The sequence below is a fragment of the Frankia sp. Allo2 genome (assembly GCF_000733325.1).
GTDB classification, from domain to species: Bacteria; Actinomycetota; Actinomycetes; order Frankiales; family Frankiaceae; genus Frankia; species Frankia casuarinae.
The window spans coordinates 16,993-42,089 of record NZ_JPHT01000018.1 but is presented as its reverse complement, the minus strand read 5'-3'; the positions used below and the strand labels follow the sequence as shown (position 1 = coordinate 42,089).

Below are 25,097 nucleotides of genomic sequence, written 5' to 3'. Positions count from 1 at the left end.
CTGTCAGGAGCCAGGACCTACCCTGATCGGTGTGACGGCGACGACGGCTCACCTGCCCTGGACGGCGACCGGTCGCGGGGACGCGGCGCGGGTGACCGGCCCGGGTTCCGCCGGCCCGGCCGGCGGTCGGGCGCTCTCGGTGCGTGAGCGGCTGTGTCCACCGATGCCGCGGTCGCCGCTCATGGGGTGGCTGGCGACCCTGTCCGTCGCGATCGTCGCCGGGCTGCTGCGTTTTTGGCACCTCACGGAGCCCCGCGGGATCTACTTCGACGAGGTCTACTACACCAAGGACGCCTGGGGCCTGCTGACGGCCGGGTATGAGATCAACTCGACGACCTGTTCCGGTCCGGCCTACGTCGTCCATCCGCCGTTCGGCAAATGGCTGATGGCCGCCTCCGAGGGCCTGTTCGGCTATACCGACTGTGCCGGGGTCCCGCACGGCAGTCCGGAGCTCGGCTGGCGGTTCTCGTCCGCGCTGTTCGGGACGCTCGCCGTCCTGGTCCTCGCCCGCGCCGCCCGACGGATGTTCCGCTCCACGCTCCTGGGCTGCTTCGCCGGTCTGCTCCTCGCCCTCGACGGGCTGGAGTTCGTGCAGAGCCGCATCGGGATCCTCGACATCTTCCTGATGACCGGCGTCGTCGTAGCGCTGGCCTGTCTGCTGCTCGACCGGGACGACGGCCGCCGCCGGCTCGCCGACCGGCTGGAACCGGTTGGTTCCAGCCCCGGCTCAGCACCCCTGGGGGACGAGGCCGCCGGCCCGGACGGCGGTACGGACGCCGGCCCGGACGGCGGCCCGACCACGACGGCTCCGCCCACCCGGGCCGACCGCCTCCTCGACATGTACGGGCCGCGGCTGGGGTTCCGCCCCTGGCGGCTGGCCTGCGGAGCGGCCCTGGGACTGTCCATGGGGGTGAAGTGGAGCGCCCTCTACACGATCATCGGCTTCGCGGCGCTCGCCCTCGCGTGGGACATCGGAGCACGGCGCACCGGCGGAGCCCGCCGACCCGTGCTGGGAGCACTGCGCCGGGACAGCCCGGCCTGGTTCGCCGCGTTCGTACTCGTCCCCATCGTGACCTTCCTCGCCACCTGGACCGGCTGGTTCGTCACCGACGGCGGCTACTACCGCCACTACTACGGCAACGGTTTCGGCGCCGCGTGGCACGGCTGGTGGAAGTACCAGATGGCGGTGCTGAAGTTCCACGAGGGACTCCACGAGGGGCACGCCTTCGCGTCGCATCCGATGAGCTGGCTGGTGATGGCGCGGCCGGTCGCGTACTACTACTCCTCGCCGGCGTACGGGACCTCGGGCTGCCACGATCCGGCCGGCTGCTCCCGGGAGGTCATCGCCCTGGGCAACCCGGCGATCTGGTGGGTCGGCACGGCGGCACTGGTCGCGATGCTCGCCTGGTGGGTCTCCCGGCGGGACTGGCGGGCGGCCCTGGTGCTGGTCGGGTTCGGCTCGGCCTTCGTGCCGTGGCTGCTGTTCCCGAACCGCACGATGTTCTTCTTCTACGCGCTGCCGTCGCTGCCGTTCCTGGTCCTCGCCATCACGGCGCTGGCCGGGCTCGTCCTCGGCCCGCGCGAGGCGTCGGAGACCCGCCGCCTGGTCGGGGCGCTGTCGGTCGGGGTCTACACGATCATCGTCGTGCTGCTCTTCGCGTACTTCTACCCGATCCTGGCCGCCGAGGTGATCCCCTACTCCTCGTGGCGCGCCCGGATGTGGTTCCCGGGCTGGATCTGACAGGACACCACACCAGGCCCACAGCGCCGACCCGTGGACCCCCGACGAGGCCCCACGGCGTCGCCTCAACGTGATCCGACTCACGGCTCCGCACCCCATTCGTGGCATCACCACCGTAGGCGATGCAACCATTACGAATCGGCAAGCTGGAACGGCGACAGCCGCGGCGACAGGGGTTATCGAAGTTGGACGGTCACGAAGAGTCGGACCAGGATGCCACTAGCAGCACCGCCCTGGCCCTTGAACGGGGGGGTCGCGTACAGCTCGAGAAGTCGATCCGAGAGGGTGGGGTGGTCACCATGCCCCGAGGCCGTGCGGCAGTGAGCGCCCAAACGGGCCTCCCTCCGACCTCCAACCACCGGAGACGGGTGTCGGGCGGGCCGAGACTGGGAGGAACCACCATGGCGGATGTGTCGGTACGCTTCGCGATGACCGATGACAGCGAGATCGTGCTGAACCTGTCGCTGACCCAGGCGATCCGGCTCACGGAGGCGATCGCGTCGAAGGTCAGCCAGGCGATGACCGAGCAGCCGCGAGCCGGCATGAACGGCAACGCCTACGGCCCCGGGGTGCGCCCCGGTCCCTACTCGACGTCCTGAGCCATCCGGCACCGAGCCGGGCTTGTCCCCCCGGTGTCGGGCTATCCCCCGGTCAGCTGGGCGATCAGAGCCCGCAGCAGGTCGAGATCCCGGCGGCGCAGCTCGGCGACGGACGACGGATCCGGCCGCGTGGAGGCCAGCGCCGCACGCACCGAGCGCAGCTTGCCGCGCAGGATCTCCACGTCGGCGGGTGTCAGTAGACCGTCGCGCAGGACCAGCACGACGTGGCCACCGTGCTGCACCACGTCCACCGGCTCGACCATCGGCAGCGTGACGACCCGGATACCGACGGGTGCCTCCTGGTCGTAGACGAGGCACAGCTGGTCCTCCGCCATCACCTCCGCGGTGCCGTCGTCCCACAGCACAGTCGCTCGGGCCGTGACGGGGGTCACGCCGCGGGCCGACTCGACCCGCACGGGGTCGGCGTTCCCGGCCGGTTCGCGACGGCCGGCCGGGTGGACGGCGAGTACCGTGCCGCGCCGCGACCAGACCCCGCCACCGAGGTCGTCAACGGGGAAGACCCGGTCACCCCGGGCGAACATCACCAACGCGGCACGACCGTCCTCGGCGATCGGCGGGNGGGCGGCCATGGCGTGATCGTAGGTGGCCACTGTGAGGGCCCGAGCGCCGAGACCCCACCAGGGCGCATCCGCAACNCCCGCACNCCCGCGCCGGGAACCACCGTTTCGCACCGGTGAACCGGTGCCAACGATCCTGGTAGCCACCGATGTGGCCGCGAACCACCGCCGGCATCGCACGTTCACCGGCTCGCCGCGGCCACTGTGGCTTATGCCCGGTGATGGTCCCGTGGACTCCGCCACGGGTTACCTTCGCCTGGTTGCCACCGAATCGCGTGGCGACCGGCGGCGGTCGGAGGACGCGGGCGGCTCCTAGCGGGCCGCGGCGACACGGTCCATCCTCCCCCCTGTCCGCAACCCCCACGGCCGACCTCGGCCGGTCACGCTTCGCGGAGCCCACGAATGCCCGACACCGACTATCCGCCCATCGAAGAGCACGCGGTCATCGGCGACCTGCGTACCGTGGCCCTGGTCGCCACGGACGGCACGATCGACTGGTACTGCCCGCAGCGCTTCGACGCGCCGTCGGTTTTCGCGAGTCTGCTGGACGCCGACCGTGGCGGATCGTTCCGTATCCACTGTCCGGACTCCCGGGCCAGGCAGCTCTACCTCCCCGACTCGAACATCCTGATGACCCGTTTCCTCGCCCCCCGCGCGGTCGGTGAGGTCATCGACTTCATGGTCCCGGTGGACAGCGACGTCACCGAGACACCGCACGTCGTGGTCCGCCAGGCCCGAGCGGTGCGTGGAACCGCCACGTTCCGGCTGCGCTGCGACCCCCGGTTCGACTACGGCCGGGCCCCGCACACCGTCACCCTGGTGCCTGGTTCGGGCGCGGTGTTCGAGTCGACCGCCGGCACCCTTGTGCTGCGCACGGCCCTGCCGCTGCGCGTCGAGGCCACGGCCGTGGTCGCCGAGTTCGAGCTGGCGATGGGCGAGTGTGCCGACATCGTGCTCGAATGGAACTCGACCATCCGCCCATTGATCATCGGCGAGGCGGAGACGTTGTTCACCCGGACGCTGAACTACTGGCAGGCCTGGATCCGGCGCGGGCGCTATCACGGCCGGTGGCGGGAGATGGTGCTACGCAGCGCTCTCGTCCTCAAACTGCTCGTCTACCGGCCCACCGGGGCGCTGGTGGCCGCGCCGACCACCTCGCTACCCGAGGAGCTCGGCGGCGTGCGCAACTGGGACTACCGCTACACCTGGATCCGCGACGCGGCCTTCACGGTGTACGCGCTGATGGCGCTCGGATTCACCGACGAGACCGCGGCGTTCATGGACTGGCTCGAACAGCGATGTCACGAGGCACCCAAGCACTGCGGGCTCTACGTGCTCTACAGCGTGGACGGCAACGCCGACCTGGACGAGCTGGTCCTCGACCAGCTGTCCGGCTATCGCGGCTCGAAGCCGGTGCGCATCGGCAACGCCGCCGCCACGCAGCTCCAGCTCGACATCTACGGCGAGCTGATGGACTCGGTGTACCTGTACAACAAGCAGGTCCCGATCTCCTTCCAGCTCTGGGAGGCGCTGGGCCGCCAGCTCGACTGGCTGGCCAGGCACTGGGACGAACCGGACGAGGGCATCTGGGAGACCCGGGGTGGGCGCCAGCGCTTCACCTACTCGGCCGTGATGACCTGGGTCGCCTTCGAACGGGCCTGCCGGATCTCGCGCCAGCGCGGCCTGCCCGGGCCGACGAACGAATGGAAGGACTACGCCGGGCGGGCCTACCGGTTCGTCCAGAACGAGGCGTGGAACCCCGCCCGCGGCGCCTACATGGAGTTCCCCGGCTCACCACGGATGGACGCATCCCTGCTGTGCATGCCGCTGGTGAAGTTCTCCGGCCCCACCGACCCCCGGTTCCTGTCGACCCTGGAACGGTTCAGCGGGGACCTGGTCAGCGACAGTCTGGTGCGCCGGTACGCCGCGGACGGCAGCGACGGCCTCACGGGTGACGAGGGCACCTTCAACCTGTGCTCGTTCTGGTACGTGGAGGCACTGACCCGGGCCGGTCGGGTCGCCGAGGCCCGGATGGTCTTCGAGAAGATGCTCACCTACGCCAACCATGTGGGGCTCTACGCCGAGGAGATCGGTTCCTCCGGGGAAGCGCTCGGCAACTTCCCGCAGGCGTTCACCCACCTCGCCCTGATCAGTGCCGCGATCCATCTCGACCGCGCGCTGGGGTGACCGACCCGAGGACAGGTGCGCGGTGACCACAGGTACGCGGTGACCACAGGTACGCGGTGACCACAGGTGCGCGGTGACCACAGGCGGTTTCCGGTGCCGGCGCGGCACGGCAGGATAGGCGGCGAGGACACGCACCGGAGCCGATAGCCTGAAGATCGGCACCGATGTTCGGAATGCGGGATCCTTCAAGGTCGGGATCCTCCGGGGTGCGGGATACGAGGGGCGAGGTCATGGCGGGACTGGACCGTTTNCGGGNGGNCGTGGNATCCGGGCGCGGNGATCGGACGGGAGTGGTCGTCCGGCTGCCCGGCGCACTCATCGTCGCCTGTGCCGGCCGGGCGGAGACGGCCGAGACGACCACCAGGCTGCTGGCGCTGTGCGCCGAGGTCGCTGCCGAGGTGGGCGCCACCGCGTCGACCATGGGTCGCCGGCTGGTGCGTCGGGTCGCGGGGCTGCTGGCCGATGCCGATCCGGATCGGGTGCCCGACTTCAGCCTGCTGACCACGGTCAATGACCNGGTCGCCGCGCTGGTCCACGGGGCGATGGACGTCGTCGCGACGGGCAGCTGCGGAGTGACGCTCTCCGGCGTCGACTCGGCCACGTGGGTCGACCGGCTACTGCCCACCGAGATCAGCCGGATCGACGTCGGCCCCACCGGCCTGGTCGGGCCGACGGGTTTCCCCGGCGGGCTCGGCGATCTCGGTTTCCCGCTTGACCTGCGCATCGGGGCCGTGCCCGGGATCGGGGTGAGTCTGCTGCTCAGCGACACGCCGTCGCTGCCCGCGCCGAAGGCCTCCGCCGAGCAGCTGCTCGCCGGATTCGATCCGGTCCGGGAGCCGATGACCGGCGCCGCGCCCATCCCCACGCCGGGAACCCGCGCCCCCGATCCGATGCCGACCACCCCGCCGGCGCTCGCCCCCCTGCTCAGCAAGGAGGAGGAGGCCCATCGACGCCGCGCCGCCGCCGAACCGACGCAGGCGGCCGACCTCGACGAGCTCGACGAGCTCGACGAAGATCCGCCCACCGAGCTGGCCCAGCGTGACTCGGTCCCGCGTGCCGGGAGCGATCTGGGTGGCAGGCACGGCCACGCCGGGCCCGTCGGCCACCGCGAGGGCCTCTCCGACGGTCTGGGCGACGACCTCACCGACGACGAGCACGACGCCCTGACCCAGCTCCCGGGCCAGAGCTTCACCGTCTCCGACCTCATCGAGGACGACGAGGCACCGACGATGCTGCCGAGCAGCGGCGAGCCTCAGGTCGAGGGTGTGCTGTGCGCCAACGGCCACTTCAACCACCCGCAGGCGCCGTACTGCTCCGAGTGCGGCCTGTCGCTCGCCCAGCAGAACACCCGCACGGTCTGGGGTCCCCGGCCGCCCGTCGGCGTCCTCGTCTTCGACGACGGCCAGACCATGAACGTCGACATGGACCTGGTGATCGGCCGCCAGCCGGACCGCGACGATGCGGTCCGGGCCGGGAAGGCACGGGCGCTGCCGGTCGAGGACGGTGAGAGCGCCGTCTCCCGGGTGCATGCCGTCATCACCCTCAACGGTTGGGACGCGGTCATCACCGACCAGGGTTCGGCGAACGGCACCTACATCGCCCCGCCGGAGGCGACCGTGTGGACGCCGCTGAGCCCGCACCAGCCGGCTCCCCTGATCCCCGGCACCCGCGTGCAGGTGGGCAAGCGGACGTTCGTCTTCAACTCCCACCTGCACGTTTGACCACCTGCCCGGGCAACCCACCCGCCCAGCCGAGGGGATCATGACGACGACGGACGACAACCGGCCAGCCGGCAACGACCCGCCGGCCAGCGATGGCGATGCGGCGCGCGGGAGTGACGCGCGGCCGCGGCGCCGCTGGGCCCGAAGCCGGCTGTGGTGGACGCCGATGGTGCTCGCCGTGCTGGCCGGCCTGCTGGCGGCCGGCGCGGCGCTGGGCAACCTCGCCAGCCGGTCACCGGACGAGGGGTCGGTCGATGTCGGCTTCGCCCGGGACATGTCCGAGCATCACGCCCAGGCCGTGCAGATGGCCATGATCGAGTTCAGTCACGGCGGTGACCAGGACACCCGCAGCGTGGCCCAGGACATCGCGCTGACCCAGCAACGCGAGATCGGCATCATGTCCTCATGGCTGTCCGGATGGGGGCGGCCCCAGTCCACCTCCGGGACACCGATGCGGTGGATGCGGGACTCCCGCNCCGTCAACGGCGCCTCGGGCGGGCATGACGGTCATGCCGGGCCTGGCGCCGCCATGCCCGGCATGGACCTGCCGGGCCTGGCCGGGGGTGCGGCGCAGGACGCGTCCAGCGACCCGCGGGACACCGCGCGCATGCCGGGCATGGCGACCCCCGCCGAACTGCAACGGCTGGCCTCGATCCGGGGCCATGACCTCGACGTCCTCTTCCTTACCCTGATGGTGCACCACCATCAGGGGGGGCTGGCCATGGCCCAGTACGCGGCGATGCACGCCGGTGAGGACCGGGTACGGGCGATGGCCAGGGCGATGGTGCTCGCCCAGTCAATGGAGATCGACCAGATGCAGCGCGATCTGGTACGCCTCGGCGCGCCTCGGGCCTGACCGGCGAACCCACCTACTGTCACGACGAAACCGGCTTTGTATAGTCGGGTGGGACTAACCGGACTCGGGGAAGGCAGCCCCCTCGTCGCAGGGCAGGGGAGGCCGCCGCCGTGCCTGATGTAACCGCCCGAGAGGCCGCCGACGCCGGGGGCTCCGTTCGCCGGACGGCCCCCAGCGGCCCCTGGTACTCCCGCCGCCGCACCGGCCGCTGGCCGGGAGTTCGTCACATCCGGGTGGAACTGCTCGCNGGCCTGGTGACCGCGCTCGCGCTGATCCCGGAGACGATCTCCTTCTCCGTGGTGGCGGGGGTCGATCCGAAGGTCGGTCTGTTCGCGTCGTTCACCATCTCGGTGGTCATCGCGTTCACCGGCGGACGCCCGGCGATGATCTCGGCGGCGGCAGGCTCCATGGCCCTCGTCGCCGCCCCCCTGGTCCGCGATCACGGCCTGAACTACCTGCTGGCGACGACCATCGGGGTGGGCCTGCTGATGTTTGTGCTCGGCCGGCTCGGGGTGGCACGGTTGATGCGGTTCGTCCCGCAGAGCGCGATGATCGGCTTCGTCAACGCGCTGGCCATCCTCATCTTCACCGCGCAGATGCCGCACGTGATCGGCAAGTCGTGGCAGGTCTACGCCCTCGTCGCCGCGGGCCTCGCTATCCTGCTGGCTCTCCCCCGCCTGACCAGAGCGGTCCCGCCGCCGCTCGTGGCGGTGGCGGTCCTCACCCTCGTCACCGCCGGTTTCGACATCTCCGTCCCTACCGTCGGCGACGAGGGCCGGCTGCCGAGCTCACTGCCCGTCCCCGGTGTGCCCGACGTGCCGCTGACCTGGGAGACACTGCGGATCATCGCCCCGTACGTGGTGGCGCTCACCGCCGTCGGCTTGGTGGAGACGCTGCTGACCGCGCAGATCGTGGACCGGTTGACCGACACCACGCATGACCCGAACCGCGAATCCTGGGGCCTGGGTGTCGCCAACATCGTCAACGGGTTCTTCGGCGGGATGGGCGGCTGCGCCATGATCGGCCAGACGATGGTGAACGTCAACTCGGGCGGGCGGGGCCGGCTGTCGACCTTCGCCGCCGGCGGTTTCCTGCTCATGCTGGTCGTCCCGCTGCGCGACCTCGTGCGGGTCATCCCGATGTCGGCGCTGGTCGCGGTGATGATCCTGGTGTCGGTCATGACCTTCGAGTGGCGCAGCATCCAGCCCTCGACGCTGCGCCGGATGCCCCGCGGCGAGACCGCGGTCATGGTGGCGACCGTCGCCGTCGTGGTGCCCACCCACAACCTCGCCTACGGCGTCGGGGTGGGCGTCATGCTGGCCGCGTTGCTGTTCACCNGCCGGGCCGCGAACCTGGCGCTGGTGACCAGCGTGCTCGACCCGGAGGGCCGGGAGAGGATCTACGTCGTCCAGGGCACGCTGTTCTTCGCATCGACCAGTGATCTGGTGAACGCCTTCGACTACGCGTGCGACCCCGAACGGGTGGTCATCGACCTCTCGGAGGCCCACCTTCTCGACTCGGCGGCGGTCACCGCCCTCGACGACGTGCGCGCGAAGTACCGCGAACGCGGCACGCAGGTGAACCTGGTCGGGGTGAACGCCCGCAGTGCCGCTCTGCTGCACAAGCTGTCCGCCGAGCCGGCGCAGGTGGAACCGGCACCGACCGAACCGGCACCGACCCGCGTCCGGTGAGGTCGAGCTGACCGCGAATACACTCTGCCATTAGATGCTTACTCAGATACTTGCCCTGAGGATGGTGGCGGGATGGCCGGAGAGAAGGGCGCCGGGCTCGCTCAGGGTCTGATCGACTTCGTCCGGCGCCAGCCCGCCGTGGTCGTCATCATCATCGTCCTAGGCGGGTTGTACCTTGCCAGGTCCGGTCCGGGCCCGGGTTCCCGGGCCGTCCTCGTCCCCGGGATCGAGTTCTCAGCCCCGTCCCTGATCACCCGCAACCGGACAACCTATGCCTTCGGTGTGGACCCGGACTCCCCCGGCACCGTTGACGTGCTCTCCAGCCGGGACCGCCGGAGCTGGACGATCGAGCCGGCCGCGCTGCGCGCCCTGCCGCCCTGGGCCGACCCCGCGGGCGGCCTCGGCCCGGCTGCCGTCGGCGCCTTCGGCCACGGGTTCGTCATGTACTACGCGACGGCCGTGCGTGGCCTCGGCGTCCGCTGTATCTCCGCGGCGACCGCCGACTCCGCCGACGGTCCGTTCGTCGACACCTCCCTCGCGCCCTTCATCTGCCAGACCGCGGACGGCGGCAGCTCGGATCCGAGTCCCTTCGTTGACGAAGCCGGACGCGCCTACCTGGCCTGGGCAAGCCCCGGTGCGGGCGGCGGCTCGGACCGGAACCACGGCGCGCCGCCCACCCTGTGGGCGGCGCGGCTGCGGTCCGACGGACTCGTGCTCACCGGCGAACCCGCCGTCATGCTCCGCCCGAGCCTGTCCTGGCAGCAGGGGCGGATCTCGGCACCATCGATGATCTCAGCCCGCGGGCGTCACCATCTGCTCTATTCGGCCGCGTCGTCGCTCGGTGGACGGCAGGTGGTGGCGACCGCGTCGTGCAAAGGGCCGCTCGGGCCCTGCCTGCCGGCGGGCGAACCGATGCTGACCGGGGGNAAGGNCGGCTTCGGACCGAGCGGGGCCCATGCCTTCACCGACGCGCGGGNCCGCTGGTGGGNGGGGCTGCACAGCTGGGACTCCCGACCCGACGGCGTCTACCTGCCGATCGGTCGGTTCGTCGTCGCTCCGCTCGACGTCACCCGGGACGCGGTGACGCTGCACGTCGATTCCCTCGTCCGGGGACGGGTGCTTGATCCGGATGAGCGTGACCCGCCCCACGAGCGCCGCCGGCAGCACGAGGATCGGGTAGACGGCGAGGACCGGATGGGATAACCAGGTGGTGGGCCGGCTCCCCGTCGTCTTCGCGGACTACGACATTCCGAATCCGGGCATTCCCGGCATCTCCACCGAGGACCACGAGGCCATGGAGATGCCGACAGAGCGACTCGCGAACAAAGCGCCTTACAGACCAAGCGACTTACGGAGAAGTTCCATATGCCAGTCGAACTGAATCATACTATTGTGCATGCCCGGAATAACCGGGAATCGGCCGAGTTTCTGGCGGATATCCTGGATCTCGAGGTCGGCGCCGCGTGGGGGCCGTTCATCCCAGTCGTCACCGCAAACGGTGTCACCTTGGACTTCGCCACCGCCCCGGTTGGGTCGATCACTGCGCAGCACTACGCGTTCCTGATCTCCGAGGAGGAGTTCGACGCGGCGTTCGAGCGGATCCAACGGGCCGGGATCACCTACTATGCGGATCCGCAGCGCAAGCACCCGGGCGAGATCAATCATAATGACGGCGGACGCGGGTTGTACTTCCTGGACCCGGCCGGTCACGGCATGGAGATCATCACCCGTCCCTACGGGGGATTCGAAGCAGATTCCAGAGCAGTCTGAGATCGGGAACAGTCCGAAATCGGCGAGCAGACCGATAAGGAGCACCTTTTATCGGTCATATGGGCTCGATGGAACGTGGCGTGCGCCACTGCGGCCAGCGGTCAGCGGCGAACAGGTCGATATTTGCCGCGAGGCTCCGCGCCGGGCGGAGTCATGATCCACGTGTGGCAGTTCGCCAGAGAGTGCAGCGACCGGTCGCGGTCCCCCGACCTGGACGTCCAGCGCGGGCGTCCAGCGCGGGCGTCCGCGGCATCCGCACCTGGCGAGCGTCCACGGGAAGGGTGCGCTGTGGGTACACAATCCGCGAAGACAACGGACGCACGAGCCGGCGAGGCCCCCAAGCAACGGGCAAGCACGCAGGATCAGGTCGATGCGGTGCCGGCGCCCGGCCAGTGCACTCTGAGTGAACTACTGGCAGTTCTCGACCTCGGCGGGGATGTTCCGCCGGTGCCGGCCCGATGCCTGCCCAGCACACACGGCGGCGTCCTCGGGGCGCAGCTGCTCGGCCAGCAGATCGTTCTCGCCGAGCGCATGACCCCCAACAAGATCACGCACAGCCTGCAAACGGTGTTCATGCGCCCCGGCGACTGCCGCCAACCGGTCTGGATCGACGTCGAGCGGCTGGCCCACGGGCGGTCGATCGACTCCCTGGCCCTGACCTTCCGGCAGGACTCGTTGCAGATCTGCCGGGCGGACGTGATGCTCCGTTCCCCGGAGCCGGACTTCCTGCGCCTGCGCTCCACCGAGTCCGACTTCCTCGGCCCGCAGCACGCCAGCCCCCTTGACCGTCCGATGATGCCCTGGGAAGTTCGGGTGCTTCCCCGAGCGGACACCCATCAGCTGGACCAATGGCAGCGCATCCCCGAGGCGCCGGAGGACCGGTCCCTGTGGAGGGCGTTCATCGCGCACAGCTGCGAGTTGCTGCCGCTGTCCGACCTGCTGGCCGTCACCGGCCTGACCCCCACCAAGCGCCTGGCAGTCGCTGTCCTATCGCAGAATGTGACCTTCTACGACGACCTGGACGTCCGGGACTGGCATCTGTTCCGGGTGCGTACCCTGCACGCGGGCCACGGCCGGGCGATCGGTCGCGTCGAGGTCTTCGGCCCGGACGGGGAGCTACGCGCGGGCAGTGAGCTCGTCGGGCTGCTGCGCGGATCCGCGATCTGATGTCCGCACGGCTGATAGAAATGGATCAGATCTCCGCGAGTGCCTGGTCCTCGTCATCCGAGGCCCCGGACGCGGTCTTCTCCGTCGCGCCGAGGGGCGGCTCCGGCTCGGGCCGCCGGACACGGGGCAGCAGCAGCGCGGCCAGGATCCCGACCGCGAGGACGCAGCCGCCGATGAACAGCCCGAGGGAGTAGCCGGAGGCCAGCGCGTCAAGCCGCGCGGCCCCGTGCCTGAGGCGGCCGTCGGTATGCCTGGTCGCGATCGTCGACACCGCGGCGAGGCCGATCGCCGCGCCGATCTGGCGGCTGGTGTTGATCAGACCCGACGCGAGGCCCGCCAGGCGCATCGGCACGCCCGCCGTGGCCGCAGCGACCATCGCGACCATGATAGACCCCACCCCCAGCCCGACGATCAGGACCGGGCCGAACACGTGCACCCAGTACGAGCCGTCCCGGGTGATCGTCGACATCCAGAGCAGACCCGCCGTTCCGCTCACGAGACCGAACACGATGATCGGCCGCGGACCGAGCCGCCCGATCATCCGGGTGACAATCCGCGAGGCAACGATGATCATGAGCGGCATCGGGAGCATGGCCACCCCGGCGCGCAGCGGGCTGTAACCCTGAACCTGCTGGAGGAAGAGGGTAAGGAAAAAGAAGATCGTGAACATAGCGGCGCCGAGGAAGGCTGCGACCGAGTTCGCCGCGGCGAGCCCGGGGTAGCGGAAGACGCTCAGCGGCACCAGCGGGGCGGGGGTCGTGACCTCGACGGCCACGAACGCGGCAAGAAGCACTACCGCCCCGGCCAGCATCCCGAGTGTGACCGGGGACGTCCAGGAGGAACTCTCGGTGCGGACGATGACGTAGACCGACAGCACCAGACCCCCGGTAACGGTCACCGTGCCGGGAATGTCGAGATCACGCAGCCGGCTCAGTTGGCCCCGCGACTCGACGAGCACGAGCCGGGCGGCCACGAGGAGCGCCACGCCGATCGGCACGTTGACGAACAGCACCCACCGCCAGTTCGCGACCTCGGTCAGCGCACCGCCGACGATCGCGCCAAGCGCCCCGCCGCTGGCCGCGGTGGCGCCCCACGCGCCCAACGCCCGGGTCCGCTCCCGCCCCTCGGCGAAGGAGGTCATCAACAGGGTCAGCGTCGCCGGGGCGAGCACGGCCCCGCCCAGCCCCTGCACGGCCCGGGCGACGATGAGCTGCGCCTCGGTCCGCGCAAAACCACCGCCGAGGCTCGCCAGGGTGAACAGCGCCAGCCCGGCCACGAACACCCGGCGGCGACCGAACAGATCCGCCGCCCGGCCGCCGAAGAGCAGCAGACCCGCGAACGCGATCGTATAGGCGTTGACCACCCACTGCAGGCCGCTCGCCGTCATCCCGAGATCGGTCTGCATCGACGGCAGCGCGACGTTCACGATCGAAATGTCCAGAACGACCATGAACTGGGCCAGGCAGCAGACGGCCAGCACGGCCCAGCCCGGAATCCGCCGGCCCGGCGGTGCGCCACCTTCCGGCGAGGCGCCCGCCCCGGTACCGGCGGTCCTGCCGACCACGGCACCACCCTCACCCGAACCACCCTCGTCCGAATCTGCCCTCACCCGAATACCTCCAAGCTCCAGCCTTCGTACAGCTCCAGCCTTCGTACACCGTACGAACGCTGGGCCAACCCTACGCCGTACGATGTACCAACGCCAAAATGGCAGCCCGTGCCTCCTGCCAGGAGGCGTCCTGCCAGGAGGTGAGTGGCGATGGCGGCGCCGCCGAGNGCGGCCCCGGGGCGGCCCCCGGGGAAGCCGATGGCACGGGTGTCCACCCCACCGGGATGCCGGACGCCCCTGAGCGGTGAACGGCTGGCCCTGGCCGCGATGGAGATCGCCGACGCGGAGGGGCTCGCGGCGGTGTCGATGCGGCGGATCGCCGCACATCTGGGCGTCGGGACGATGACGCTTTACCACCACGTCCGGGACAAGGACGAACTGACCGGCCTGATGTGGGACGCGTTCCTGGCCGGGCATCTGCTGGACGAGATTCCCGAGGACTGGCGGGACGGCCTCACCCAGATCGCCCGGCGCGCGAGGCGGTCCTTCCAGGAACATCCCTGGGCCCTTCGGATCGGCATCCGCCGGGGTTTCGGTCCCAACAAGCTGCGGCACATCGAGCAGTGCCTGACCGTCGCCTCGAAGATCACCGATGATCCGCAGGACCAGCTGCGCATCATCCACTCGCTTAATGATCTGGTGGTCGGCTGCACGCTGCGCGAACTCGGCGACCGAGAGGATTTCGACCGCCGACGGCCTCCGGCGGCCGACGCCCAGAATCGCCCCGGTGTCCCGACGGCGCAACCGGTTTTCTCCGTCCAGGTCCTTGACGCCCAGGTCCTCAACCGCGCGCAGAGCGCCGAGGACGCACAGACCGCCGAGAAGGAGTACCCACGGCTGCGCGCCATCGCCGCCCTCGGCTGCGGATACACGGCGCCGCGCTTCGAGCAGGCGCTGAAATGGCTTCTCGACGGGATCGCCGTCGCGTACGCGCCGGAGCCGCCAACCGACCAATGATCGGTCGGCCGGGACGTAGCCGACCGGGGAACAGCCGGGCGATGTTCCGCCGACGATGATCACTGCGCTCGTGCCCCGTGCCCGCCGACGTCACGGCGGATGCCGAATTNGCTGCGGATGCGAAGAAGGGCGAAGAAGGAGGCGTAGCGGTCTTCACGGACACGACTGGAGTAGCTACCGTCGGAGAGAATAAACGCCGCTGACCGTCCACGAGCCGCATTCGGGGCATTATCACCATGACCGCTCGGCTACCTCGTCACGTCGCGCCGCTCGCCGTTGGCGAGCCCACCTCACTCGGGCCCTACCAGCTGCTCGGTCGGCTGGACGCCGGCATCACCGGCATCGTCTATCTGAGCCGTGCGGTCGGAGGCGCGCAGGTCGCGGTCCGCGCGCTGCACCCGGGCGACGCCCTGCGCGCGGACATGCGGGCCCGGTTCGCGGCGGCGATCGACCGCGCTCGCGTGCTGGCCGGGGCACACACCTGCGGCGTGCTCGACGCCGCGCCCGCCGCCGAGCGGCCCTACATGGTCACGGAGTTCGTCGGGGGCCCGACCCTGGCCCGCGAGCTCACCGAACGCGGACCGCTGTCCTCGGACGAGATCGACCGCCTTGCCCGGACCCTGTTGGAGACCATCGATGCGGCGCACCGCACGGTCGGCGCACTCGGCGACCTGACGGCAACGGATGTCGTGCTCTCCGTTACCGGGCCGCGGCTGGTAGACCTGGGTGTCGCGGCGGCCCTGCGGCCACTGCTGCTGTCCCCCGCGGCCGGCTCGGCCGGCGGGACGGCGCCCGGGACGCCGCACATCGTCGCCGGGCGCTCCGGCCACCTGTGGCCTCCCCCCAGCAGCCCCGGCTATGTGCCCGGCTATGGCTACGGTCCCGCGGNGGGNGGCNGGGNGGGCCCCGCCGCTGACATCGTCGCGTGGGCCGGGATCGTCGATCTGGCCGCGACGGGAAAGCCCAGCGGGTCTGTCGAACCCGCGGCCCGGGCCGGACGACGCCGCGCCGACCGGTCGGAGCACACGGCTCCCATCGGCGAGGGGGTGCGGCGAGCGCTCGCCCGTGTGCGACAGGCCGATGGGGCCTCTCTGCCCGATACCACCGAACTGCTGGCGCTGCTCGCCGGATCGAAGCCGCGGTCGACCCGAGCGGCGTGGGGCCGTGGCCGACAGGCCGCCACGGCTCACGGCGGGCGGGCGGGCGCCGCGACGACAGGCGCGGATCCGCGGCCTGAGCCTACCGATCCTCGACCACCGACCCGGACGGCTCCCCCCGGAAAGGCTCCCCTCAGGACGGCCACGGGCGGGCGGCACAGCACCGGTCGGCGGGCACCGAGCCCCACCGGGAGTGTCCCGGACCCGATGGCCGCCCGGGCGCTGCCGCCGCTCCCGACACTGCCGCCGCTCCCGACACTGCCGCCGCCCCCGACACTGCCGCCGCCCCCGACACTGCCGCCGCCCCCGACACTGCCGCCGACCCCGACCCCGACACTGCCACCGCCCCCGACACTGCCACCGCCGGAGCGCCGGGAGGCCTCCCCGCGTCCGGATTCCGGGCGAGCGGACTCCGGGCGAGCGGCATCGGTGAGATCCACATCAGCGAGGCGGGCGGCCGAGCCACGGGTGGAACGCCTGCCGGCGGACCCGCTCGTTCGTGCTCGCCGGTCCCGGATGCGCCCGGTCGCCGCATTCGCGGTGGCCGCGGTGGCCGCTGTGGCCGCCGCAGCCACCGCTGCGGGGCTCAACTCCTCGCCCGACGACGTGACCACGGGTGCGCGTGCTCCGTTGCACGAGTCACAGCCGGACGACGGCGGCACCGTGGACACTCCGAGCAGCGGCCGGTCCGGATCCCGCGAGGGCCGCCCGCCCGTGCGGACACCAGCCGCCCCCCGGCCCGCCGCGTCAGGCAGCCCCGCCACGGAGGAGCTCGCCGTGGACGAACCCGGCTCAGGTGGGCCCAGCGCCCCCGGCGGCGGATCCGTCCTCGGCCCGACCGAAGAGGAACAGCAGAACGACCTGGCGGCGGAGGACTTCGCTCTGAACACCCTGCGCCTCGCGGCGGGTGGCAGGTCCGCGCCGCCCGGGCGCTCCTCCGGCGGCCCGGCGTCGGCGGCCTCCCCGCCTGCGCACCAGGCACCGCCCGTTCTCGCCGCCGCCCCGCCGGTGCCGACCAGGCCGTCCGCAGCGGCGGCAGGAGTGGCCGCCGGGCCGATCGAGGCCAGGACCCCGACCACCCGCACCCCGACCACCGGCACCCCGGCCACCGGTGGCCGGACCACCCGCGCGGCAACGACCGCCAGCGCAGCTTCCGTGACGTCCACGGCGACCAAGCCCCCGACCCGGCCGGCAACGACCCGGCCGGCAACGACCCGGCCACCGGCCACGACGGCTCCGGCCAGGAGGAGTCTCGCCCCGGTGCAGGTGGACGTCGTGACGTTGGCCCCGCGGTAGCCCAGGCCCCGCGGCGACCTCCGCCGGTTACCGCTGTCGTTCGCCCGAGCCGGCGACGGAGGTCGCCCCCGCCCGTACGGCACCGTCGGGCCAGATGATCTGGAGGGGTTTGCGTCGCCAGCGCGCGTAGGAGACGACGTCCGCCGTCCCCCCGAAGCCACGCGCCGGCAGACCGTCCCACACCGCGAGAACCCGGTCGGATGCGTCGACCAGAAGGCGGCTCGCCGACATCAGGCTGGGCAGATCGGGCTTCGCCCGGTCCTGGCTGCGTATCTCGGTGGCGCGGCCGAGCAGCCGGTCGTAGTTGCGCCGATGCGTAGCGGGTTGAAAGTCCCGGTAACCGGCCGCGGGTATCATGACGATGAGCCGGCCCCCAAGTTCGAGGACCACGTCGGCGAAGATGGTGTCTGCTCCCTCGGCCAGGCAGCTGATCCCGGTCAACCCGGCCGCGGCGAGAGGCGCCAGCACCCGGCGCATCTCGCCGGCCGTGTATTCGGCTTGCCCGCCGGAGAGCCCGCGGTGACNCGTCACCCCGATGACGACCATGCCGTTGTCACCCCGTCCGGCGGTGACGACGGAAACAGCGGTGACCATCGCGCGATGCAGCGCCCGATGCGGACCGCGACGGCCAGGGTCGGCGTCGAGAGAACACCGGGCGAATGTACCCAAGGGGATCCGGGGCCAGGGCGGTTCGTCACCGGATCGGGCCTGTCACGGGGCTGTGGCGGGGGNCGCCTGGCTCCTGCATCCGACCGCATTCCGACCCGCAGGCGTGCGGGCGTGCGGGCGTGCGGGCGTGGAACGCTAGAACCTGAAGTCGAGATGAGGTCAACCGTGCGAAGGTGAGGATGCGCGCCTACGGTCAGCGGCTGGCCGACCCGTACCAGGCCGGACGGGTGTTAGTGAGCCAGGCGGGGACCAGTCGGCGCAGGTCGGCGGGCCTTAGTTCCAGGTCGAGCAGGCTCCCAAGGGACACCGAGACGATGTCGAGATCATTCAGCCTGCTCCCGAAGTCGGCGCCCCACGACCGGTCAGCGGCGAAGACGACGTCGAGCACCCCCGTCCGCCCACCGCGTTCGATCGAGATGCTCTCGATGCCGCCCACGAACGTCAGGTAGTCCAGTTCGATACCGGCCTGCTCGTTCAGCAGCCGGCGCAGCGCCGCCTGCACGGTCTCCCCCGGCTCANCCCGGCCTCCCGGCAAGTGGAACGACTTCTGGCCACGCTCGTTGGCGAGCAGCACCCGATCNCCCGCCACGAGCAGCGCGCGCGCGTTGATCCGCACGGGGCCGGCGACCGGGTCACCGTAGGACGTGGTGGCGGTCGGTTTGGAAGCGAGCGGTGTCACGGGTGCTCCAGGAGTGGCGAGTCGGGCAGGGGGCGAGTCGGGCCGAGAAGGGCAACCTCCGCATCGTGCCCCGCCGGACCGGATCGTGATGCGCCAACCGGTCATCCGGCCGACATCGGGTCGGTCGAGGACACGGTCCCGTCAATCCGACCACCTCGCCGCCCGACCCGCAGGAGCGGATATTTCTCTGTGATTTCTCCGTAATTTCGGATCATGCGTCGCAGCTCCCCCGAAGATGCGGGTACGATCACCCCATGCCGAGATTCCGGATCAGCGAGGCCGCCGCGCTGCTCGGTGTCAGCGACGACACCATCCGCCGGTGGGCGGACAGCGGCCGACTGCCAACCGTCCTGGACGACGCCGGCCGCCGGGCGATCGAAGGCGGCACCCTGGCCGGATTCGCCAAGGATCTGGCGACCGAGCAGACCGCCGCCCAGACGCCGGTCGTCGCCGAATCCGCGCGTAACCGCTTCCCCNGGATTATCACCCGCGTGGTGCGCGACACGGTGATGGCCCAGGTCGAGATCCAGGCCGGCCCGCATCGCCTGGTCTCGCTCATGAGCCGGGAGGCCGCCGACGAACTCGGGCTGGAAGCCGGCGTCCTCGCGGTCGGCGCGGTGAAGTCGACCAACGTCGTCATCGAGCTTCCCGAGCGTCGTTGACCCCGATCAGCGAGAAGGGCCTGCCCGCCGTGTCGACCCGCGGCGGTTCGCTCCTTCGAGGGGGTCAGCCGGAGCAACGGGCCGTCGGCCCGCGCGGCCGGTTCGGCCCGCGCGGCCGGTTCGGCCCGCGCGATCGGGCACCCCGGCCGGGTGACCCGCGGACCGGCGGACATCCACGCCGCACGGTTCGCCGGGAAACGCGCCGCCGGATGTCCTGGGCGCTGCTGGTGCCGGCCGGGATCGCTGGCCTGTTCCTGCTCCTGCCGCTCGTCGGCCTGCTCGTCCGCGCTCCCTGGTCCGCCCTGCCCGATCTGCTCACCGAGATCGCGGTCCGGCAGGCCCTCCTCCTGTCGGNGGAGACGGCCACCGCCACGACCGTGCTGTCGCTGCTGTTCGGTGTCCCCCTGGCCTGGCTGCTGGCCCGCACGCGTTTTCCCGGCCGGTCTCTGCTGCGTGCCCTGGTCACCCTCCCGCTCGTGCTGCCGCCAGTGGTCGGCGGCGTGGCCCTACTTCTGGTACTGGGTCGGCGCGGCATCGTCGGCCAGTACCTCGATGGCTGGTTCGGCATCACCATCCCGTTCACCAGCGTCGGCGTGGTGATCGCGCAGACCTTCGTGGCCATGCCGTTCCTCGTCGTGTCCGTCGAGGGCGCGCTGAACAGCGCCGATCGGCGGTTCGAGGACGCCGCCGCCACCCNCGGCGCCGGGCCGTGGATGACGTTTCGCCGAGTCACCATGCCGATGACGGCGCCGGCGGTGGCCGCCGGCGCGGCGCTGTGCTGGGCCCGCGCCCTCGGCGAGTTCGGGGCCACGATCACGTTCGCCGGCAACTTCCCCGGGACCACCCGGACCACGCCGCTCGCGGTCTACCTGGCGCTGGAGACGGACTCGGACACCGCCATCGCGCTGTCACTCGTACTGCTCGCGGTCTGCGTCGGGGTTCTGGTGGCGCTGCGGGGCCGGTGGTTCCCCGGCACCCGGCGAATTTTACGCAACCGGGGAACGCGTGACGGCGCCCCCGATGCGCTCGAGCGGAGCATCCCGTGAACACAGGGCGTCCCGTGAACACCGTCACCGGAGATTCGGCGCGGGCGGCGCCCTCCGCCCCCGGCCTGGATCCGGCGTCAGGCGGGCTCAGCGCGCTGATGACGGTGCGACGGGGCCAGTTCGTGCTCGACGTCGAGGTCAGCGTGGCACGGGGGGAGACGGTCGCCGTCCTCGGCCGCAGCGGGGCGGGCAAGAGCACGCTGCTGCGGGCCCTGGCCGGTCTCCTCCCGCTCGACGAGGGTCGGATCACCCTCGCCGGCGAGGTTCTCGACGACCCGGCCGAGCACCGCTTCGTCCCGTCCGAACAGCGGCCGGTCGGCATGGTCTTCCAGGACTACCTGCTGTTCCCACACCTGCGGGCCCGCGACAACATCGCCTTCGGCCTGCGGGCCCGCCTCGGTCAGGGCCGGCGGCACGCCCGGGCGTCCGCGGACACCTGGCTGGAACGGTTCGGGATCGGCCATCTCGGCGACCGGCGACCGGATGCCCTGTCCGGCGGCCAGGGGCAACGGGTGGCGCTCGCGCGGGCGCTGGCATCAGGGCCCGGACTGCTGCTGCTCGACGAACCGCTCGCCGCGCTCGACACCGCGACCCGCCGCGAGGTCAGGTCCTTCCTGCATAATGTGCTACCGACGCTGGCGGCTCCGGTGCTCATCGTCACGCACGATCCCACGGACGCCGAGGTTCTCGCCGACCGCATCCTCGCCCTCGATGCGGGGCGGGTCGTCGACCAGGCCTGATCCGGTCCGCTCAGCCGGCCCCGCCGCATGCCTCCTCGTCGCGGTGACGGATCTCGGCATCCGGACCCGGGTAGACGAAGCTGACGTGCCCCGTGCCGGACCAGCGGACCGCAAACGGCGGATCCCCCGCCACCGAGCGCACCTCGAAGATCTCGCCGAGTCGATCCGGCTGCCGGGTGGTGTGACGGTGGACCACCAGAGTGTCGCCCGGGTGGGCACGCATCGCCCGGCGTCGCGCGGAGGGCAGGTCAGTACCCGGTCAGGCGCGACCGGGATGGCCGGCCAACGCCAGGTGATCGACGAACCAGTCACGCGCGAGCGCGGCCGCCTGCTCCAGGGCACCCGGCTCGGCGAACAGGTGCGTGGCGCCCGGGACGATCGCCAGCCGGTTCTCGCAGCCCAGCAGTCGGGCCTGGGCCTGCCGGTTCAGCTCGAGGACCAGATCGTCCCGCGCACCGACGATGAGCAACGTCGGGGCGCGTACCGCGGTCAGCTGCGCCGCGGCCAGGTCCGGTCGGCCGCCCCGCGACACGACGGCCGCGACGGGGAACCCCCCTTCCGCGGCGGCCCGCAGCGCCGCGGCGGCGCCGGTGCTGGCGCCGAAGTAACCAATGGGGAGGGTAGCCGTGACCGGTTGGCCGCGCAGCCAACCGGTCACATCGATCAGCCGCCGGGCAAGCAGCCTGATGTCGAACACGTTCGCCCGGTCACGCTCCTCGTCCGGGGTGAGCAGGTCGAACAGCAGGGTCGCGAGCCCCGCGGCACTGAGGTCGCGGGCCACGAACTGGTTACGTGGGCTGTGCCGACTGCTGCCGCTGCCGTGGGCGAAGACGACCACTCCCCGGGACGGGTCGGGCACGGTGATCCGACCAGCGAGCCGCACTCGACCGACGGGGATGTCGACCTCGACGTCGCCGCCGGACGGGTCGGCTACCGCGCCGCCGACCGGCATCGTCAGCGCGGCCCGGCGCAGCAGGTCGACGACCTCCTCGTCCGGTGTCTGGGAGAAGTCCGCGTAGAACTCGCCGATACCGAAGAAGGCGTCGGGCGTCTGGACGCAGACCACCTCGTCTGCCTGCCGGCGCAGCCAGCCGATCCGGTCACGGGGGGCAACGGGGGTCGCCAGCACCACGTGGGTGGCTCCCTGGGCCCGCACGACCTGGCACGCGGCAGAGGCCGTCGATCCGGTCGCGATCCCGTCGTCCACCACGACCACCGTCCGCCCGGCGAGCGGGATCCTTGGCCGGCCGTTCCGGAACCGCCGGGCCCGACGATCAAGCTCCACCAACTCGCGCGCCTGAACCGCGGCGAACTCGTCCGGCCCCACGTTGGCCAGCCGCCGGGCCTCCTCGTTGACGACCCGCACCCCACCCTCGGCGATGGCCCCCATCGCGAGCTCAGGCTGGAAGGGGACACCGAGCTTGCGGACGAGGATGACGTCCAGCGGGGCCTCCAGCGCCCGCGCCACCTCGAACGCGACGGGAATGCCCCCGCGGGGCAGCCCGGCGACAACGACATCACGGCCGCGTAGATGCGCCAGCCGCTGCCCGAGCTGCCGGCCGGCCTCCTCCCGATTATCGAAGATCACGACAACCTCCTCGTGCCGGCCGGGCGGACTCCTCGTGCTCGCCGTCCGGACCGGACATCGTCCTGTGGTTGTCGTTCCCCGGTAGTCGCCGGGATACCGACCCACACCGTCTCGGGGCACCTGCCCCGAGACGAGCGATACACGGCGTGCGGCGTGCGGCGCGTGGCGCGTGGCGCGTGGCGCGTGGCGCGTGGTTCGCGGCGTGCGGTTCGCGGCGTGCGGCGTGCGGCGTGAAGATCGTCAAGGCACTCCGGACAGCCGGAATCACCGTGTCCGCATGGGCCTGAGCCGATCTCCGGCGGCCACTTGCGCTCCGACGCCCGGCCGGGCTGCCGTGCATAATAAAGATGTGACGCTCCGTTGGCAGCCCGACTCCACCCCTCACTGGGCGTGGCGAGAGGTCTGTTGTCCAGGGCGCTGTCGGTGTTGTCCCAGCCCTCGCGTCCACTGAGCCTCGCCGCACGCGCGACGAGCACATCGGTCCTGTAATTCTGGGACCGTTCTGGGCGCGAGGGGCCTCGGAGCTCGGCGCCAGACCTGAACGGATGATCTTTTTGCTCCCGGTGGGAGCAGCTATCGATCATCCGTATTCCCGGACTCCCGTCCTGCCCCGGCCGGTTCGTTCACCGGAGTGCTCCGTGTGCGCTCCCCGGATAACCGGCTGAGCTGTGCGCTCCGCCGGATGAGCCAGGTCGCGCCGTCTCCGTCTTCTCCCGTCACACGCCAGCCCGCTGCCCGCCCCGGTCACCTGTGGCCGCGCCGCCAGGGCCAGCCGGGCTGATCCGGCCCTGGCGGCTGGTCCGGTCCTGGCGGCTGGTCCGGTCCCGACCGGCCGATCCCCCGATGGGGCTTCCCAGACCAGCGCAACTACTGCGTAATCATCACGTAATCACTGTGTAGCTATCGAGAACTATCAGGAAGGCAGCGTTCGCTGTGACCTTCGAGTCGTGGATGGCCCGGTTGCGGAGCGAGGGATACCTCGTCTGCTCGGGGAGCTCCCCGGTGCCCGTCGAGGTACGAGGTGTTCGTCCCGNCGGGGTCGGTCTGCTGTTCCGTTGCCGGGGAACGGCGATCCGGCTCGCCCTGTACCGGCCCGGACGGGCGGTATGGCAGATAGCCGTCCGCGACAAGGCGTGGTGCCCGGAGGAGTCCCTGCAGCTGTGGACGCACCACCCGCTCGGCACGCCGGATGTTCCGACCGACGCCCGGCTGGCCTTCCCCCGAGGCACCGAGCCGGACCAGGAGCTCGTCATCGACGGCGCTCGGGTGTGGGGATGGTGCGGCCATGAGGCGGGGCTGCTCCGGCCAGCCGCCGCGGCCCCCCTGTTCGACCGGTTGATGGCCACCGTCGCGAGGTCCGGCCTCGCCCTGTCGGACCTCGCCCTGTCGGAGCGCATCCAGCCAGATCTCACCCGGGAGGTCGCCGTGCCGGCCGCCCGATCGAGGGCTCGGGGCAAGGAGGGCATCAGCATCAGCTGACGGCCGGCCGGAGGTGGCGGTCCATCCGAACCGGGTGGTCGTCACATGGGCTACGCGGTCCTGTAAGCTTCAGATGCTTCCAGGGGGTGTAGCTCAGCCTGGTAGAGCGCCTCCCTCGCACGGAGGAGGCCAGGGGTTCGAGTCCCCTCACCTCCACCAAAGGATTCATACTCGAACCCCGGTCATGATCTTCATGGCCGGGGTCCGTCGTTTCTGGGCCCTCGGATGGGCCCAGTCCCGACCCTTCTGTGATACATGTCACGTCGGCCATATCCGCGAGCCGCAACTCCCGTGTGTGACGTACCACACGTTCCATGGATGCCCAGGGCTGGGCCAGCATCGTGCCGGTCTCTTTTACATCAAGTTCAATGCGCACCAAAAAGGCCCGGTTCAACATCCGCCGGATCTCCGGGGTGGCCTGCTGGTAGATCGCAGGGCCCAGGCGCATCAGGGTGACGGCCTGACGGAAGGTCTCGGAGATGTCTTCGTGCTCGGTTTCGGCTTGGGCAAGAGCCCGCTGGGCGGCCAGCTGCTCCCGGCCGATGCGGTCTTGCTCCGTCTTCAGGAGGTCGAGTGGGATGGCGTCGGCATAGGCCATCTGGACAAGCTTGCGCCGTTGGTCATCCAAGACCTTCATCTGGCGGGCAGCCCGTTGCCNGGTCTCCGCGCGGTCCGCGCTCCCAAGGTTCAACTTGTCTTGGAGGGCGACCTCTGCCGCTTCGGCGTCAACCTCGTGCATCCGCACCCATAGGGGCCAGCCACGGACAACGTTGTCTTCCACGTGATGGGCGGGCAGATACGGCAAGCTGCACTTTCTGCCCTGATGACGGCCACCGCAGACGTAGTAAGCGAACTCGTCGCCATGCTTGCCTTTGNCCCCGCCAGTCGTAGAACTCCGGCCGGAA

At 71.1% G+C, this 25,097-nt stretch carries 19 protein-coding genes and 1 tRNA gene; 14 read left to right on the top strand and 6 right to left on the bottom strand.

The window, feature by feature from the left end; translation table 11 throughout:
* Positions 1-31: 31 nt before the first annotated feature.
* Together ALLO2_RS13600 and ALLO2_RS13595 are read left to right on the top strand one after the other, a co-directional pair.
* Positions 32-1,741: a dolichyl-phosphate-mannose--protein mannosyltransferase gene (locus tag ALLO2_RS13600; RefSeq protein WP_011438343.1), complete on the top strand. Its 1,710-nt coding sequence runs from the start codon at positions 32-34 to the stop codon at positions 1,739-1,741.
* 401 nt (positions 1,742-2,142) lie between these two features.
* The gene (locus ALLO2_RS13595) at positions 2,143-2,340 is read left to right on the top strand and encodes a hypothetical protein (RefSeq protein WP_006541195.1); all 198 of its coding nucleotides are present in this window, start codon (positions 2,143-2,145) and stop codon (positions 2,338-2,340) included.
* 41 nt (positions 2,341-2,381) lie between these two features.
* Here the strand turns inward: ALLO2_RS13595 and ALLO2_RS13590 are convergent, their stop codons facing one another.
* The gene (locus ALLO2_RS13590; protein WP_035732495.1) at positions 2,382-2,930 is read right to left on the bottom strand and encodes a hypothetical protein; all 549 of its coding nucleotides are present in this window, start codon (positions 2,928-2,930) and stop codon (positions 2,382-2,384) included.
* A 390-nt stretch (positions 2,931-3,320) separates the two neighbouring features.
* Here ALLO2_RS13590 and ALLO2_RS13585 point away from each other — a divergent pair, with 390 nt between their 5' ends.
* The 7 genes from ALLO2_RS13585 to ALLO2_RS13555 all read left to right on the top strand — a co-directional run bounded on the left by ALLO2_RS13585 (position 3,321) and on the right by ALLO2_RS13555 (position 12,310).
* The gene (locus ALLO2_RS13585) at positions 3,321-5,105 is read left to right on the top strand and encodes a glycoside hydrolase family 15 protein (RefSeq protein ID WP_011438346.1); all 1,785 of its coding nucleotides are present in this window, start codon (positions 3,321-3,323) and stop codon (positions 5,103-5,105) included.
* Positions 5,106-5,335: 230 nt separating this feature from the next.
* Entirely contained in the window at positions 5,336-6,826 is a 1,491-nt protein-coding gene (locus tag ALLO2_RS13580; RefSeq protein ID WP_035732493.1) for an FHA domain-containing protein, read from the top strand.
* Between the two features lie 40 nt (positions 6,827-6,866).
* A complete protein-coding gene (locus ALLO2_RS13575; RefSeq protein WP_035732492.1) occupies positions 6,867-7,682 on the top strand; it encodes a DUF305 domain-containing protein in 816 nt (271 codons plus the stop codon).
* Positions 7,683-7,792: 110 nt separating this feature from the next.
* Positions 7,793-9,373: a SulP family inorganic anion transporter gene (locus ALLO2_RS13570; protein ID WP_035732490.1), complete on the top strand. Its 1,581-nt coding sequence runs from the start codon at positions 7,793-7,795 to the stop codon at positions 9,371-9,373.
* A gap of 72 nt (positions 9,374-9,445) precedes the next feature.
* Complete coding sequence (locus ALLO2_RS13565) at positions 9,446-10,576, top strand: family 43 glycosylhydrolase (RefSeq protein WP_035732488.1); 1,131 nt, start codon at positions 9,446-9,448, stop codon at positions 10,574-10,576.
* A gap of 162 nt (positions 10,577-10,738) precedes the next feature.
* Positions 10,739-11,143 carry a VOC family protein gene (locus ALLO2_RS13560; RefSeq protein WP_011438351.1) on the top strand — a complete coding sequence of 135 codons (405 nt, stop codon included), beginning with the start codon at positions 10,739-10,741 and terminating at the stop codon, positions 11,141-11,143.
* Between the two features lie 288 nt (positions 11,144-11,431).
* Entirely contained in the window at positions 11,432-12,310 is an 879-nt protein-coding gene (locus ALLO2_RS13555; protein ID WP_232235090.1) for an acyl-CoA thioesterase II, read from the top strand.
* Between the two features lie 25 nt (positions 12,311-12,335).
* Here the strand turns inward: ALLO2_RS13555 and ALLO2_RS13550 are convergent, their stop codons facing one another.
* Entirely contained in the window at positions 12,336-13,919 is a 1,584-nt protein-coding gene (locus ALLO2_RS13550) for an MFS transporter (RefSeq protein WP_011438353.1), read from the bottom strand.
* A gap of 198 nt (positions 13,920-14,117) precedes the next feature.
* Between ALLO2_RS13550 and ALLO2_RS13545 the strand changes: the two genes are divergently transcribed.
* A complete protein-coding gene (locus ALLO2_RS13545; RefSeq protein ID WP_232235089.1) occupies positions 14,118-14,876 on the top strand; it encodes a TetR/AcrR family transcriptional regulator in 759 nt (252 codons plus the stop codon).
* A 2,480-nt stretch (positions 14,877-17,356) separates the two neighbouring features.
* On the opposite strand, the gene ALLO2_RS13535 is transcribed toward ALLO2_RS13545, so the two are convergent.
* Both ALLO2_RS13535 and ALLO2_RS13530 read right to left on the bottom strand, forming a co-directional pair.
* Entirely contained in the window at positions 17,357-17,923 is a 567-nt protein-coding gene (locus tag ALLO2_RS13535; RefSeq protein ID WP_369808156.1) for a hypothetical protein, read from the bottom strand.
* A 268-nt stretch (positions 17,924-18,191) separates the two neighbouring features.
* Positions 18,192-18,677, bottom strand: a complete 486-nt coding sequence (locus tag ALLO2_RS13530; RefSeq protein WP_035732482.1) for an NUDIX hydrolase — start codon at positions 18,675-18,677, stop codon at positions 18,192-18,194.
* 254 nt (positions 18,678-18,931) lie between these two features.
* On the opposite strand from ALLO2_RS13530, the gene ALLO2_RS13525 reads away from it, so the two are divergent.
* The 3 genes from ALLO2_RS13525 (at position 18,932) to ALLO2_RS13515 (ending at position 21,125) form a co-directional block, all read left to right on the top strand.
* Positions 18,932-19,339 carry a molybdopterin-binding protein gene (locus ALLO2_RS13525; RefSeq protein WP_035732480.1) on the top strand — a complete coding sequence of 136 codons (408 nt, stop codon included), beginning with the start codon at positions 18,932-18,934 and terminating at the stop codon, positions 19,337-19,339.
* A gap of 29 nt (positions 19,340-19,368) precedes the next feature.
* On the top strand, positions 19,369-20,385 hold the full coding sequence (locus ALLO2_RS13520; protein WP_035732535.1) for an ABC transporter permease: 1,017 nt from the start codon (positions 19,369-19,371) through the stop codon (positions 20,383-20,385).
* Positions 20,382-21,125, top strand: a complete 744-nt coding sequence (locus tag ALLO2_RS13515; protein ID WP_023840045.1) for an ABC transporter ATP-binding protein — start codon at positions 20,382-20,384, stop codon at positions 21,123-21,125. The genes ALLO2_RS13520 and ALLO2_RS13515 overlap by 4 nt, the downstream gene beginning before the upstream one ends.
* Positions 21,126-21,135: 10 nt before the next feature.
* Here ALLO2_RS13515 and ALLO2_RS13510 read toward each other — a convergent pair whose 3' ends face one another.
* Both ALLO2_RS13510 and ALLO2_RS13505 read right to left on the bottom strand, forming a co-directional pair.
* A complete protein-coding gene (locus ALLO2_RS13510) occupies positions 21,136-21,348 on the bottom strand; it encodes a DUF1918 domain-containing protein (protein WP_023840044.1) in 213 nt (70 codons plus the stop codon).
* 36 nt (positions 21,349-21,384) lie between these two features.
* Complete coding sequence (locus ALLO2_RS13505; RefSeq protein WP_023840043.1) at positions 21,385-22,713, bottom strand: phosphoribosyltransferase family protein; 1,329 nt, start codon at positions 22,711-22,713, stop codon at positions 21,385-21,387.
* 1,561 nt (positions 22,714-24,274) lie between these two features.
* Here ALLO2_RS13505 and ALLO2_RS13495 point away from each other — a divergent pair.
* A tRNA-Ala gene (locus ALLO2_RS13495) sits at positions 24,275-24,351 on the top strand.
* The last annotated feature ends 746 nt before the right edge of the window (positions 24,352-25,097 follow it).

Excerpts from the sequence above, each read along its gene's own strand:
- ALLO2_RS13595 (WP_006541195.1), top strand. The coding sequence starts at position 2,143 with ATGGCGGATGTGTCGGTACGCTTCGCGATGACCGATGACAGCGAGATC.
- ALLO2_RS13545 (WP_232235089.1), top strand. The coding sequence starts at position 14,118 with ATGGCACGGGTGTCCACCCCACCGGGATGCCGGACGCCCCTGAGCGGT.
- ALLO2_RS13560 (WP_011438351.1), top strand. The coding sequence starts at position 10,739 with ATGCCAGTCGAACTGAATCATACTATTGTGCATGCCCGGAATAACCGG.
- ALLO2_RS13510 (WP_023840044.1), bottom strand. The coding sequence starts at position 21,348 with ATGCGTGCCCACCCGGGCGACACTCTGGTGGTCCACCGTCACACCACC.
- ALLO2_RS13585 (WP_011438346.1), top strand. The coding sequence starts at position 3,321 with ATGCCCGACACCGACTATCCGCCCATCGAAGAGCACGCGGTCATCGGC.